Below are 12,735 nucleotides of genomic sequence, written 5' to 3' on the forward strand. Positions count from 1 at the left end.
ACGAGATGTAACATTACATGGCAGCAGTCAGAACAGACAAATCGCCAGGTCAGGACCGTTTTAGACGACGAGGCCGAAGACCGGGACGGCGATGAAGTAGGCGGCCAGGGTGATGAGGACAACCGCGATGAGGTTGAGCCAGATACCGCCCTTGATCATGTCGCCGATCTTGACGTAACCGGAGCCGAAGGCGATGGCGTTCGGCGGGGTCGCGACCGGCAGCATGAACGCACAGGTGGCGGACAGGGCGACCGGGATGGTGAGCAGCAGGACGTTCATCTCGGTGGCCCCGGTGAGACCGATACCGACGGCGACACCACCCATGATGGGCAGGAAGGTCGCGGCGGTCGCGGTGTTCGAGGTGAACTCGGTGAGTACGAGGACCAGCAGGGCGACGGCGCCCATGAGCAGGAAGGTCGGCAGGACCTGCAGGCCCTTGGCGGCCTCACCGATCCACAGGGACAGGCCGGTGTTGGTGAACATGGCGGACAGGGAGAGGCCGCCACCGAACAGCAGCAGGACGTCCCACGGCAGCTCGTTGGCGGTCTTCCAGTCGAGCAGGCGGACACCGGTCTTGCCGTCGGCCGGGATGGTGAACATCAGCAGGCCGGCGATGATGCCGACGATGGCGTCGTTGTAACCGAGGGCGGAACCGGTCCAGTCCATGATGAGCGGGATGAAGACCCAGGACAGGGCGGCCAGCACGAAGATGATGGTGACGGAGATCTGCGGCTGGGTCCACGGGCCCATCTTCTTGATCTCCTCGCGGATGAGCTCACGACCACCCGGGATCTCGTCCATCTCCGGCTTGAACACGGTGATGAGCACGAGCCAGGCGATGATGGTGAAGATCACGGCCACCGGAACACCGACGAGCATCCACTGGCCGAAACCGATGACGATGTCGTGGGACTCCGCCATGTAACCGGCGAGCAGGGCGTTCGGCGGGGTACCGATGAGGGTACCCAGGGAGCCGATCGACGCCGAGTAGGCGATGGCCAGCATGAGGGCGGTCGAGAACTTCTTCTGCTTGCGCATACCGCCTACGAGGCCGGCGGTCAGGGACAGCACAGACAGGCCGATGGGCAGCATGACGACGGCGGTCGCGGTGTTGGACACCCACATGGACAGGAAGCCGGTGGCGATCATGAAGCCGAGAATCAGTCGCTTCGGGCTGGTGCCCACGGCCAGAACGACGGCCAGCGCCAGGCGGCGGTGCACATTCCAGCGCTGCAGACCCAGAGCCAGCAGGAAGCCACCCATGAACAGGAAGATGGTGGAGCTGGCGTAGGGGGAGCCCACGGCAGCGAACGCCGCGACGCCCGCGAGCGGGAAGATCGCGATCGGCAGCAGTGCGGTCGCAGCCAGCGGAATGGCCTCGGTCATCCACCAGGCACCCATGAGAACAGTGGTGGCGGCGACGACACGCATGGCCTGATGAGAGTAATCGGTCTCCGGGTCGGCGCCGGCGGACTGCATGACAGTCTCGGGGGCATCGGAGGGGAAGATGAAGTAGACGACGGCCGCGAGGACCAGACCGAGGATGATGCCGAAGGCCTGGCGATGCCACTCGCGGGGGTCGCGGGTCTCGCTGAGGTCGCCCGGTGCCGGTTCGACCGCCGCCTCTGCCTTTCGGGTCTCCACGTCGGAGTGAGGAGTGCTCATGGTGGGTGCACGATCCTTCTGTGGTGTGTTTTTAACAGGACTGGGTGAAGCGATCGCAAAATTGAGAGCACTTCCTACGTGTTACATAAATGGACGACACCACTTTTGGCCAATCCAGTGCATCAGGTCACCCCATTGGGGAATACGACCTTCACCTGCCGAAAAAGGCCTCTGCGACGACGAAAATCCCCCCAGTTCGGGGGGATCGGGAACTTAAACGGAAGCTGGAAGAAGCATCAGAGTCCGAGTACAGATTTCGCGATGAGAAAGTAGATGATGAGGCCCGTCGCGTCCGACAGTGTCGAGATGAACGGGTTGGAGAACACCGCCGGATCCGCCCCGACCTTCTTCGCGATGATCGGCATGACCCCACCCACCGTCGCCGAGAACGTGCACACGAGCAGCAGCGTCGAACCGATGACCATGCCGATGCTGAGCCCGTAGACCAGCGTCGCCAGCACGAAACCGAGCGAACCGAGCACGGCACCCAGCAGCATGCCCACGCGGATCTCACGCCACGCGACAACGGCGACGTCCCGCGGTCGCACGTCGCCGAGGGCCAGGGCACGGGTGACGGTCGTCGCCGCCTGGTTGCCGGTGTTGCCGCCCGTGCCCGTGAGCAGCGGGATGAACAGGCTGAGCACCACCGCGGCGGCAAGGGTGTCCTCGAAGGTGTCGAGCACCTGCACCGTGAGCAGCGCAGAGACGGCCAGGACGAGCAGCCACACGATGCGCGACTTCACGATCTTCACCAGCGGCGTCGACAGGTACGGCTGCTGCAGCGGCTCGGAGGCACCCGATCGGGCGGTGTCCTCCGAGTCGGCCTCCTCGAGGATGTCGGCGGCGTCGTCGAAGGTGAGCACGCCGACGAGGCGTTCCGATTCATCGACCACCGGCATCGCCAGCATGTCCAGCGGCACGAACCAGCGGGCGGTGGCCTCCGCCTCGTCCTGCGCGTGGGCGAACACCGGCGTCGCCATGAGGTCGGCCACCGGGGTGGCCCCCTCCGCCGTGAACAGGTCGCGCAGCGAGGTCACGCCCACCAGGCGCCGGTCGCGGGTGATGATCGGCAGCGTGTAGATCGTCTCGACGTCGGGCGCCACGCGCCGCAGCTTCTGCAGGATCTCCTCGGCGGTCATGTCGTCGTAGATGTGCGGCACCTCCGGCGACATGCGACGACCGATCGACCCCTTCGGGTAACCGAGGACGACACCGGTGATGTCACGCTCCGTCGTGTCGAGGGTGCGCATGAACCGTTCGGCGATCTCGGCCGGCAGCTCGTCGAGAAGCGAGACCCGGTCGTCCGGATCGAGCTCCCCGAAGAAATCGGTGACCGACTCGTCGCCGAGGGCGTCGATGAGATCCGCCTGATGGGCGGCGTCGAGTGCATCGAACACCGCGATCGCCCGCTGCCGTGACAGCAGACGCAGGATCACCGCCGCACGGACCGCCGAGGAACGCTCGACGAGGGCGACGACGTCCTTGATCGGGGGATCGTCGAGAAGCTCGGAGAGCTCCGCCGCGCGTTCCGGAGGAACTCCCCCGTCCGCACGGATGATCTTCTCCAGACGGTCGAGGGCATCGACGTCGGCCATGGCGGCACCTCCCTTCATCCGCTGGTCAACGCTACCTGATCGGGAAGAGGATGGCTGTCGGGACTAGAACTCCTCCAGCGGGATGATGCGCGGTGGCCCGCCCCAGATCTCCCACGGGTCCACCCGGTCGCCGGAGATGAGGCCGAGCTGGTTCCCCGCCGGGTCGACGATTCCCGCCAGCATGCCGGCCGGTGCCCGGTACGGACCGTACAGCGTCTCACCACCGAGTCGCGGGACCAGCTCGAGGGCCTTCTCCATGTCGTCGACCCGGATGTGCAGGCTCCACCCCGGCATGGTCCACGACGGGGTGGGAATGCAGCCAACCTCTTCGGTGATCCCGGCGCGCTCGGTGGCGTGGTAGAAGGGTGGGCCGCCCATGGTGATCTTCGGCTCGTACTCCTCGACCCAGCGCCACCGGAAACGGGTGGCGTAAAACGCTTTCGAGCTGCGGTGATTCCACGAGTACAGGTCGATCCACGCGGGTGTGCCGTGCCCCTCATCCCAGACGAATCCACCGTCACCCTCCCACAGGCCGATCGAGTCGTGCACCTCGATGACTGCGGTCGGGTTCTCCTGCGAGTTGTGCAGCGTGATGTTGCGCCAGGGGTCGGTGCCCATGATTCTCCGGATCTTCGCCCGGAGGTCGTTGACCTTGAGGTACACGCGCCATCCGGAGCCGTCACCGCCGAGATGGCAGCCTCCCACGATGTCGTTGCCGCGGTAGATCCAGCCCTCGTCGTCGCTCTCCGTGTGGAACTCCCAGCCGAAGAGTTCCCGGTAGAACTCCTGCGCTGTCCATGTGGCGTCGTCGTCGGCCGCCATCCGCAGATCCATCCAGGCCGGGTCGCCGGCCCTGTGCTTTCTCGTCATGCGGGTGACGGTAGGACACGGGCCGGACACAGGTCCCGGAGGTGTTCGAAGGCATACCCGGGGCAGGAAAAATCCCGGCCCCTGCAGAGGAACCGGGATTGACACTGGTGCGCCCGGAGGGATTCGAACCCCCAACCTTCTGATCCGTAGTCAGATGCTCTATCCGTTGAGCTACGGGCGCGCGGAGACGAGAGGATTCGAACCTCCGGCCCGCCGCAAAGCAGGCAACTCCTTAGCAGGGAGCCCCATTCGGCCACTCTGGCACGTCTCCAGCCGCACACCTGAATGGTGCAACTGCAGGAATCCTACCCGTCGGGCCGCCGGAGAGCCAAACCGCCTAGAATCAGCCGCATGATCCGCCCTGACCTCGCAGCCCTGCCCGCCTACGTTCCCGGAAAGCGCCGGCCTGATGCGCTGAAGCTGTCCTCCAACGAGGTGGCCACCACTCCGTTGCCGGCGGCGGTGGAGGCGATGACGCAGGCGGCGATGCAGGCGAACCGCTACCCCGACATGTTCGCGATGGACCTCAAGGAGGCCCTGGCCGAGCATTTGGAGGTCACCCCGGAGCAGGTGGCGGTCGGTTGCGGTTCCTCGGCGCTGTGCCAGCAGCTGGTGCAGATCACCGCGGGCCCGGGCGATGAGGTCATCTTCGCGTGGCGCAGCTTCGAGGCGTACCCGATCTTCACGCAGGTGGTCGGCGCGACCCCGGTGCCGGTCCCGCTTCTCGACGACGGCCGCCACGACCTCGACCGCATGGCCGAGCTCATCACCGACCGCACGAAGCTGATCTTCCTGTGCAACCCGAACAACCCCTCCGGTGCCGTCATCACGGACGCGGAGTTCCACGACTTCATGGCGCGGGTGCCGGAGAGTGTCGTCGTCGGCCTGGACGAGGCGTACTTCGAGTACAACCGCGCGGAGGACACGGTGATCGGCACCGAGGCGGTCACCCGCTACCCCAACGTCGTGGCGCTGCGGACCTTCTCCAAGGCGTACGGCCTGGCGGGTGTGCGCGTGGGCTACGCGTTCGGCTCCACCGAACTCATCGGCGCACTGGACAAGGTGTGCATCCCCTTCGGCGTCAACGCGGTGGCGCAGGCGGCGGCCGTCGCCAGCCTGGCCAGCGCCGATGAGCTGCTGGAACGCACCGAGGAGACCGTCGCGCAGCGCGACCGCGTGGCCGACGCCCTCGGCGCGCGTCGCAGCCAGGCGAACTTCATCTGGCTGCCGGGTGTCGACGCGCAGGACGTCGCCGAGCGCCTGGCCGAGCAGGGCGTGCTCGTGCGCGCCTTCCCGGAGGGCGTGCGCATCACCGTGACCACCGAGAAGGAGGCCGACCAGCTGCTGGCGGCCTGGGAGAAGGCAGGACTGTAAGTCATGATCCGACTGCTGCTGAGCATCATCACCACCGCGATCGCGCTGTTCTTCGTCACGCGCATCGTGCCGGGCATCTCCGTCTCGCCGGCGGATGATCCGTGGGCGTTCATCTGGGTGGCGGTGCTGTTCATGGCCGTCAACGCGGTCGTCAGCCCGGTCGCACACGCGATCGGCACGCCGCTGACGGTGCTGACGCTGGGCCTTTTCGCGCTGGTCATCAACGCGCTGCTGTTCATGTTCACCGGCTGGTTGTCCGGGGTGCTGGGCCTGGGTCTGCAGGTGGACGGTTTCATCGCGGCGCTCATCGGCGCGGTGGTCATGGGCGTGGCGACGTGGGTGCTGGGGCTCGTCACCGGGATGGTCGCCCCGAGGCGTTAACCTCCGGCGAACGGCGGCAGCACGTCGACCCGCGCGGCCCCCTCCAGGGAGGCGTCGCGGGTCGAGTTGCGTCCGTCAATGAGGAACGTGCAGCGTTCGAGGACCTCGGCGAAGCTCATGCCGGCGTCGGTACGGCCCGTGTGGGCGGAGGCGCGGTCGTCGAGAAGCTGCCCGAGAGTGGCCGGGACGTCGGCGACGGTCTCGGAGTCGCATCCGGCGGCGGCGCGGGCGGCGGCGAAATAGTGAATTTCCACGGCTCCAGTCTGCATTATCATGGTCCGCATGCGCACTCCCGAGGATCACGCCGCCGCCGTCGCTGCGGTCCTGCCCGCGCGCGGCACCGAGACCGTGCCGCTCGGGGCGGCCCTCGGCCGGGTGCTCGCCGCGCCGTTCCACGCGGTGGCCGATTCGCCGCTGTTCGACAACTCCCAGATGGACGGTTTCGCGCTGCCCTCCCCCGGCGGCACGTACGAGGTCGGCCCCACCATCGCCGCCGGTCAGGATCCCGACGCGCTCTATCCGGAGGGTCTCGGCGGGCGGGCCGCGCCGATCATGACGGGGGCGCGCCTCCCGCGCGGCACCGTCGCCGTCGTCGCGGTGGAGACCTGCGAGCCGCCGGAGTTCCTGGAGCCGGGTACGCGGTTGCGCACTCCGCCCGCCCCGGAGGGTCAGTTCATCCGCCGCGCCGGCGTCGATGTCACCGCAGGTCAGCTGCTTATCGACGCCCCCGTCCCCCTCACCCCGCTCCACCTCGGTGTCCTCGCCGGGCAGGGGGTCTCCGAGGTGGAGGTGCTCGCGCGGGCGGGCGTGCTCCTGTGTACCGGCGGCGCCGAGGTCGGGGTCGGCGGGGCGGCGGGCATCCCGGACGTCAACACCCCGCTGCTGCGCGCTCTCTGTGAGCGGGCGGGGATCGACGTGCGCGGCGTCGTCCGGACCGACGATGATCCGGAGGCGCTGGCCCGGGAGCTGGAGGCGGGCGTCGATAAGCATCGTCCTACCGCGATCATCACCTCCGGCGGCATCTCCGCGGGCAAGTTCGAGGTGGTCCGCCAGGTGCTCGAGGGCGGCTGGTTCGGCAAGGTCGCGCAACAGCCGGGCGGCCCGCAGGGCATCTCGACGTTCCGCGGCGCGCCGGTCATCTCCCTGCCGGGCAACCCGATCTCCACGCTGGTCAGCTTCCGGCTCTTCGTCGCCCCGCTGCTCGGGCACGCGCCGCCGCCGGTCGAACTCCCGGTGGCCGCCGACGCCCCCGGGCTGCCCGGCCGCGACCAGTTCCTCCGCGGCACCCACGGTGCCCGGGCCGTTCCCCTCGGCGGCGCCGGATCGCACTTCCTCGGGCAGGCCGCCGACGCCACCTGCCTCATCCGCATCCCCGCCGGCGGCGCGTCCGCGGGCGACAACGTCACCGTCTACCCGCTCTAGGAGCCCTGTCATGCGTACCGGCCTGGTCATCGTCGCCTCCACCCGCGCGGCGGCGGGCACCTACCCCGACCGCTCCGGACCCCTCGCCGTCGAGTTCCTCCGCGGACTCGGCCTGGACACCCCCGACGCCCGGGTCGTCGCCGACGCCGACATCCCCGCGGCTGTCGCGCAGGCCCTCGCGGAGGGGCCGTCCGTGCTGCTCACCTCGGGTGGCACCGGCGTCACCCCGGACGACCGCACCGTCGACGCGATCGTCCCGCACCTCGACCGGGAACTGCCCGGCATCGTCCACGCCTTCTTCACCCGCGGCCTGGAATCCACCCCGACGGCCGTTATCTCCCGGGCGGTGGCCGGCCTCGCGGGCCGCACGTTCGTCATGACCCTGCCGGGATCCACCGGCGGCGTCCGCGACGGCTGCGCGGTTCTCGAGCCCCTCCTCCCGCACCTCCTCGACCAGCTGGAAGGCCACCATGACCACTGACCCCGCCTACGTCGCCGAGCAGACCGGCCAGGTCATCGCCGCATTCATGACCACCGACCCCCTCGAGCCCCGCATCGCCGAGGCCCGCGCCGCCACCCTCACCGACGCCATGGGCGCGCTCGTCTTCTTCGAGGGCGTGGTCCGCGATCACGACGGCGGGCAGCGGGTGCGCACGCTGACCTACACCGCCCACCCGAGCGCCGACGAGGTGATCGGGGCGGTGACGCACGCGGTCGTCGACAAGCATCCCGACGTGCGCCTGTGGACCGCCCACCGCACCGGCCCCCTGCGCATCGGCGACACGGCCTTCGTCGTGCTCGCCGCCGCCGCGCACCGGGGGGCCGCCTTCGCCGCCGCCTCCGAGCTGGCCGACCGCGTCAAGGCGGAGGTGCCGATCTGGAAGGAACAGGAGCTCACCGACGGCTCCTCCCAGTGGGTGGGCCTGGAATGAGCCGCTACCTGCGCCAGGAGACCCTCATCGGGGACCGTCAACAGCTGCTTGCCGACGCCCACGTCGCCGTCGTCGGCGCCGGCGGCCTCGGCTCGCCCGCGTTGCTCTACCTCGCGGGGGCCGGGGTCGGGCGGATCACCGTCATCGACGACGACATCATCGAGACCTCCAACCTCCACCGCCAGGTCATCCACACGGACGAGCGTGTGGGGCATTCTAAGGCGGCGTCGGCACGCGAGTCGATGCTGGCGCTCAACCCGGAGGTGCGCGTCGACATCATCACGCAGCGCCTCACCTGGCCGCGTGCTCTGTCGGTGCTGGACGGTGCCGACGTCGTCCTCGACGGCGCCGACAACTTCCCCACCCGCCACGTCGTCTCCGCGGCGTGCGCCCACCTGGGGATCCCCCACGTGTGGGCCTCCATCCTGGGGTTCGACGCCCAGCTCTCCGTCTTCCACGCCGACCACGGCCCCGTCTACGACGACCTCTTCCCCACCCCGCCCCCACCGGGTTCCGTGCCCAACTGCGCGCAGGCCGGGGTGCTGGGTCCGGTCGTCGGGGTCGTCGGCTCCGCCATGGCCGCCGAGGCGTTGAAGCTGCTCACGGGCCTGGGCGAGCCGCTCATCGGCACCCTCGGCTACTACTCCTCCCTCACCGGCCGCTGGGAGTACATCCCCGTCACCGGCCGACCGGAGACCGTCGCGCGGCTGCGCGTCGAAGGCCCACCCGTCAACGTCGTCCCCGAGGTCACCGGGATCCCCGCCGACGCCGTGCTTCTCGACGTCCGCGAACCCCACGAAACCGTCCACGGCACCATCCCCGGCGCGGTGTGCATCCCCCTGGGCGAGGTCCTCGCCGGCGCCCCGGTGCCGCCCGGCGAGCTGGTGGTCTACTGCGCCGCCGGGGTGCGGTCCGCGCAGGCGGTGCAGGCACTGCTCGCCCGCGGCGTCCCGGCGGTGAGCCTGCGGGGCGGCTATCAGGGCTGGTCACTGCGCTAGGCTGACGCCATGAACACGCTCAAGACCTGTAGTCGTGAGAAACCCGGTCCAACGACGTTGAACCGGGTTCCGGGAGCGGAGACGGCGGGATTTGAACCCGCGGAGGTGTGACCCTCGCTGGTTTTCAAGACCAGTGCATTCGGCCGCTCTGCCACGTCTCCTTGCCCGGCACACTTTACCCGAGCCACCCCCGCACCTGGAATTTCCCTACCCTGGGATGCCATGAAGGCTATTGAACTGACCGACCAGGACGATCCCCGCTCCCTCGCGCTCGTCGAGACCGACACCCCGCAGCTCCAGGACGGTGAGGTGCTGGTCAAGGTGCACGCCGCCGGCGTCAACCGCGGCGATCTGCTGCAGGCCCGCGGCCACTACCCGCCGCCGCCGGGTGCTTCCGAGATCATCGGCCTCGAGTGCGCGGGCATCATCGAGGATCCGGGCACCACCGGCCGGGAGAAGGGCGAGGAGGTCGCCTGCCTGCTGGCCGGCGGCGGTTACGGCGAGTACGTCGCCGTCCCGGAGGGGCAGCTCATGCCGATCCCGGAGGGCTACTCGCTCACCGAGGCCGCCGCCGTCGTCGAGGTCGCCTGCACCGTGTGGTCGAACCTGGGCATGCTCGCCGGCCTGCGCGAGGGCCAGACGGTGCTCATCCACGGCGGTGCGGGCGGCATCGGCACGTTCGCCATCCAGCTGTGCAAGCAGCTCGGTGCCACCGTCGCGGTGACCGCCGGCAGCGCCGAGAAGCTGGAGACGTGCCGCGAGCTGGGGGCGGACATCCTCATCAACTACAAGGAGCAGGATTTCTCCGAGGAGCTCACGGGCCGCTGCGACATCATCCTCGACATCATGGGCGCGAAGTACCTCAAGCAGAACCTCCGCTCCCTGGCGGAGGACGGCCAGCTCATCATCATCGGCCTGCAGGGCGGCGTGAAGACCGAGATCAACCTCGGCGCGCTCCTGCCCCGCCGCCTCACCGTCCGCGGTACGACGCTGCGCGCGCGTTCCCTGGAGGGCAAGGCGGAGGTCGTGCGTTCCACGGTCGAGAACGTGTGGCCCCTGCTTGCCGACGGCCGCGTCAGGCACCACATCCACGCCACCTTCCCGCTCTCCGAGGCAGCGGCCGCCCACGAGCTGCTCGACTCCGGTGAGGTCACCGGCAAGCTGGTGCTCGAGGCCTAGGCGAGGGAGGCGACGACCCGGGTGAGGTGCTCGAGGTCGTGACGCGTGGTGAACGGGCTCAGCGAGACCGTCACCGCCCCGCCGACCTCCTCGACACCCATGTCGGTGGCCAGCGGGGAGTCGGGCAGAATCGTCGTGACCAGCCCGTTGTCCAGCAGACGCTGGTGAACCGTCGCGGCGGGCACACCGCGCACCGCGAAGGACAGGCGCGGGATCCGCTCCCCGCGTCCCCCGTCCCCGGCCTCCCCGGAGACACCGAGGATGTGCGCCGACGACAGGGGGCCCAGCAGTTGCACGAGGTCCCGGGTGAGCCCGTCGAGGTACTCCGCCAGCTCCTCCATGGAGCGGTGGAGACGGGTGCGCCGGGTACCGCCGCCCTCCCCGCCGAGATCCGCGAGGTGATCCACCAGCGCGGGCACGCCACCCGCCAGGCCCGGAGCCACAGAGGTCTCCGGCAGCGGGTCGATGCGGCGGAACATGGCGGTGTCGCGGAACACCAGGGCCGCGACCTGCGGGCCACCCAGCTGGGCGACGTCCACGGCGACGATGTCCGCGTCCCACTCGGCGACGTCGAGGGGGCGGTAGGGCAGGTAGGCGGCGGCGTCGACAAGCACCCACGCCCGGGAGCGGGAACGGGTGTGGTCGATGATCTCTGCCACCGGGGCGACCGTGCCCAGGTGCGGATGCGCCGCCGACAGGGCGACGAGACGGGTCGAACCGTCGACAAGATGGCGGTACTGCGAGGCCGGCAGCGCCCCGGTCCCCAGATCCGGCTGGGCCGTGCGCACCTCCCCCGCCAGCTCCGTGAAAGGCTCGTGCACCTGCGCGTCAGTGAGCCCGGAGAGCACCACCGAGGAGTTCCGGCGCACCAGCGGGCGCAGCGCCCGCGCCAGCCGCGAATACAGAACCGGCAGGTCGGGCCCCAGGATCACCCGGTCCGGGGTGACGCCGCACAGGTCGGCGACGGCGAGGCGGGCGTCGTCGACAAGCGACTCCCCCTGGAGACGACCCGGGGCGTAGGCCCGGGAATGCGACCCCGACGGGGCCTCCATCTCCGCGGCCGCCGCGGCCAGACGGAAGGACCGCGACACCGCCGCCGACACCCGCTCCGGAATCTGCGGGCACTGGTGCGCATTGAGATAGGTCCACCCATCGCCCAGGGACAGATACCGTCCCCGCACCCCGGCGACGTCATAGACCATTACTTCTCCTCTCACACGCGTCCGTCCAGTATGCCCCTTCGCGGTGCCGAAAGCACCTTCGCCCCCGCCACCCCGTATCAGCCCGGAAACACCTGGTGAACACCCCTGTCCCCGCCCCGCAGCCTACCCTTTTTCACACCGAATTCACAGGGGGCGACGCGGGCCGGGGCGGATGCCCACCATCGGCGCACGCGGGGTTAGGGTGGTCGTGTGCAGGAACAATCCCCCACCCGAGAACAACTGCGTGCCGACGTCGCCCGCATGACGACCAGCGCCGTCACAGACCCGCCGGCCTCGCAGTCCAAGACCTTCAGCGCCGCCTGGCGCGACCTCGTCCGCGGATTCCACCAGCACGAGCTGTGGCTCCAGCTGGGCTGGCAGGACATCAAACAGCGCTACCGCCGCTCCACGCTCGGCCCGCTGTGGATCACCATCGCCACCGGCGTCATGGCCCTCGCGCTCGGTCTGCTGTACTCGATGCTCTTCCAGATCCCGCTCGCCGACTTCCTGCCGCACGTCACCGTCGGCCTCATCATGTGGGGTTTCATCTCCGGCTGCATCAAGGACGGCGCCGAGATCTTCATCGACAACGAGGGCCTGATCAAACAGCTCCCCTCCGCACTGTCGGTGCACGTCTACCGCCTCGTGTGGAGGCAGGCCCTGTTCCTCGCCCACAACCTGGTCATCTGGGCGGTGCTCATGATGATCTTCCCCCGGCCGCTCGGCTGGGACCTGCTGCTGGCCATCCCCGCGATGGCGCTGCTCATCCTCAACGGCGTGTGGGTGACCATGTTCTTCGGCATCGTCGCCACCCGCTACCGCGACGTCGCGCCGCTGCTCGAGGCCATGGTCCAGCTGCTGTTCTACGTCACCCCCATCGTGTGGACCACCCAGACCCTCAAGGAGCAGGGTGGCGAGATCGCCCAGCGCGCCCTCCTCGCCGAGGTCAACCCCCTGTTCCACTACATGGAGATCATCCGCGCCCCCATGATCGGCCAGCCCATCGCCGCCTACCACTGGTGGATCGTGCTGGGCTGCACCGTCGTCGGTCTGCTGCTGGCCCTGCTCGCCATGAAGCAGTGGCGTTTCCGCGTGAGCTACTGGGTCTAGGAGGACT

General features: G+C 69.1%; 13 protein-coding genes and 3 tRNA genes. 8 read left to right on the plus strand and 8 right to left on the minus strand.

Going from position 1 to position 12,735, the window contains the following annotated elements; genetic code table 11:
* Window positions 1-60 precede the first annotated feature (60 nt).
* The 5 genes from B9Y70_RS03805 to B9Y70_RS03825 form a co-directional block, all read right to left on the minus strand.
* Complete coding sequence (locus tag B9Y70_RS03805; RefSeq protein ID WP_085548936.1) at window positions 61-1,665, minus strand: SLC13 family permease; 1,605 nt, start codon at window positions 1,663-1,665, stop codon at window positions 61-63.
* A 236-nt stretch (window positions 1,666-1,901) separates the two neighbouring features.
* Window positions 1,902-3,260, minus strand: a complete 1,359-nt coding sequence (mgtE, locus tag B9Y70_RS03810) for a magnesium transporter (protein WP_085549147.1) — start codon at window positions 3,258-3,260, stop codon at window positions 1,902-1,904.
* A gap of 63 nt (window positions 3,261-3,323) precedes the next feature.
* Entirely contained in the window at window positions 3,324-4,130 is an 807-nt protein-coding gene (locus B9Y70_RS03815) for a VOC family protein (protein ID WP_143337504.1), read from the minus strand.
* 105 nt (window positions 4,131-4,235) lie between these two features.
* Window positions 4,236-4,311, minus strand: a tRNA-Arg gene (locus B9Y70_RS03820).
* 1 nt (window position 4,312) lies between these two features.
* Window positions 4,313-4,401 (minus strand) — tRNA-Ser (locus tag B9Y70_RS03825).
* Between the two features lie 80 nt (window positions 4,402-4,481).
* Between B9Y70_RS03825 and hisC the strand changes: the two genes are divergently transcribed.
* Window positions 4,482-5,504, plus strand: coding sequence for a histidinol-phosphate transaminase (gene hisC / locus B9Y70_RS03830; RefSeq protein WP_085548938.1), 1,023 nt, complete (start codon window positions 4,482-4,484; stop codon window positions 5,502-5,504).
* Between the two features lie 3 nt (window positions 5,505-5,507).
* Window positions 5,508-5,885 (plus strand): phage holin family protein, encoded by a 378-nt coding sequence (locus B9Y70_RS03835; protein WP_085548939.1) that lies wholly within the window; start codon window positions 5,508-5,510, stop codon window positions 5,883-5,885.
* Here B9Y70_RS03835 and B9Y70_RS03840 read toward each other — a convergent pair.
* The gene (locus B9Y70_RS03840; RefSeq protein ID WP_143337505.1) at window positions 5,882-6,139 is read right to left on the minus strand and encodes a MoaD/ThiS family protein; all 258 of its coding nucleotides are present in this window, start codon (window positions 6,137-6,139) and stop codon (window positions 5,882-5,884) included. The genes B9Y70_RS03835 and B9Y70_RS03840 overlap by 4 nt on opposite strands.
* A gap of 28 nt (window positions 6,140-6,167) precedes the next feature.
* Between B9Y70_RS03840 and B9Y70_RS03845 the strand changes: the two genes are divergently transcribed.
* The 4 genes from B9Y70_RS03845 to B9Y70_RS03860 are packed head-to-tail and all read left to right on the plus strand — an operon-like array spanning window position 6,168 to window position 9,237.
* A complete protein-coding gene (locus B9Y70_RS03845; protein ID WP_085549148.1) occupies window positions 6,168-7,307 on the plus strand; it encodes a molybdopterin molybdotransferase MoeA in 1,140 nt (379 codons plus the stop codon).
* Between the two features lie 10 nt (window positions 7,308-7,317).
* Window positions 7,318-7,788 carry a MogA/MoaB family molybdenum cofactor biosynthesis protein gene (locus tag B9Y70_RS03850; protein ID WP_085548941.1) on the plus strand — a complete coding sequence of 157 codons (471 nt, stop codon included), beginning with the start codon at window positions 7,318-7,320 and terminating at the stop codon, window positions 7,786-7,788.
* Entirely contained in the window at window positions 7,778-8,239 is a 462-nt protein-coding gene (locus tag B9Y70_RS03855; RefSeq protein WP_085548942.1) for a molybdenum cofactor biosynthesis protein MoaE, read from the plus strand. The genes B9Y70_RS03850 and B9Y70_RS03855 overlap by 11 nt, the downstream gene beginning before the upstream one ends.
* Window positions 8,236-9,237 (plus strand): ThiF family adenylyltransferase, encoded by a 1,002-nt coding sequence (locus B9Y70_RS03860; RefSeq protein WP_085548943.1) that lies wholly within the window; start codon window positions 8,236-8,238, stop codon window positions 9,235-9,237. The genes B9Y70_RS03855 and B9Y70_RS03860 overlap by 4 nt, the downstream gene beginning before the upstream one ends.
* Before the next feature lie 76 nt (window positions 9,238-9,313).
* On the opposite strand, the gene B9Y70_RS03865 is transcribed toward B9Y70_RS03860, so the two are convergent.
* Window positions 9,314-9,398 (minus strand) — tRNA-Ser (locus tag B9Y70_RS03865).
* Window positions 9,399-9,459: 61 nt separating this feature from the next.
* On the opposite strand from B9Y70_RS03865, the gene B9Y70_RS03870 reads away from it, so the two are divergent.
* On the plus strand, window positions 9,460-10,416 hold the full coding sequence (locus B9Y70_RS03870) for an NAD(P)H-quinone oxidoreductase (protein WP_085548944.1): 957 nt from the start codon (window positions 9,460-9,462) through the stop codon (window positions 10,414-10,416).
* Here the strand turns inward: B9Y70_RS03870 and B9Y70_RS03875 are convergent.
* On the minus strand, window positions 10,413-11,618 hold the full coding sequence (locus B9Y70_RS03875; protein ID WP_085548945.1) for an aminotransferase class V-fold PLP-dependent enzyme: 1,206 nt from the start codon (window positions 11,616-11,618) through the stop codon (window positions 10,413-10,415). The genes B9Y70_RS03870 and B9Y70_RS03875 overlap by 4 nt on opposite strands.
* Window positions 11,619-11,828: 210 nt before the next feature.
* Between B9Y70_RS03875 and wzm the strand changes: the two genes are divergently transcribed.
* Window positions 11,829-12,728 (plus strand): galactan export ABC transporter permease subunit Wzm/RfbD, encoded by a 900-nt coding sequence (gene wzm / locus B9Y70_RS03880; protein WP_085548946.1) that lies wholly within the window; start codon window positions 11,829-11,831, stop codon window positions 12,726-12,728.
* The last annotated feature ends 7 nt before the right edge of the window (window positions 12,729-12,735 follow it).

The sequence above is a fragment of the Corynebacterium pollutisoli genome, assembly GCF_900177745.1.
GTDB lineage: Bacteria > Actinomycetota > Actinomycetes > Mycobacteriales > Mycobacteriaceae > Corynebacterium > Corynebacterium pollutisoli.

Excerpts from the sequence above, each read along its gene's own strand:
- B9Y70_RS03815 (WP_143337504.1), bottom strand. The coding sequence starts at position 4,130 with ATGACGAGAAAGCACAGGGCCGGCGACCCGGCCTGGATGGATCTGCGG.
- hisC (WP_085548938.1), top strand. The coding sequence starts at position 4,482 with ATGATCCGCCCTGACCTCGCAGCCCTGCCCGCCTACGTTCCCGGAAAG.
- B9Y70_RS03850 (WP_085548941.1), top strand. The coding sequence starts at position 7,318 with ATGCGTACCGGCCTGGTCATCGTCGCCTCCACCCGCGCGGCGGCGGGC.
- B9Y70_RS03860 (WP_085548943.1), top strand. The coding sequence starts at position 8,236 with ATGAGCCGCTACCTGCGCCAGGAGACCCTCATCGGGGACCGTCAACAG.
- B9Y70_RS03845 (WP_085549148.1), top strand. The coding sequence starts at position 6,168 with ATGCGCACTCCCGAGGATCACGCCGCCGCCGTCGCTGCGGTCCTGCCC.
- mgtE (WP_085549147.1), bottom strand. The coding sequence starts at position 3,260 with ATGGCCGACGTCGATGCCCTCGACCGTCTGGAGAAGATCATCCGTGCG.
- B9Y70_RS03805 (WP_085548936.1), bottom strand. The coding sequence starts at position 1,665 with ATGAGCACTCCTCACTCCGACGTGGAGACCCGAAAGGCAGAGGCGGCG.
- B9Y70_RS03870 (WP_085548944.1), top strand. The coding sequence starts at position 9,460 with ATGAAGGCTATTGAACTGACCGACCAGGACGATCCCCGCTCCCTCGCG.
- B9Y70_RS03855 (WP_085548942.1), top strand. The coding sequence starts at position 7,778 with ATGACCACTGACCCCGCCTACGTCGCCGAGCAGACCGGCCAGGTCATC.
- B9Y70_RS03835 (WP_085548939.1), top strand. The coding sequence starts at position 5,508 with ATGATCCGACTGCTGCTGAGCATCATCACCACCGCGATCGCGCTGTTC.
- B9Y70_RS03875 (WP_085548945.1), bottom strand. The coding sequence starts at position 11,618 with ATGGTCTATGACGTCGCCGGGGTGCGGGGACGGTATCTGTCCCTGGGC.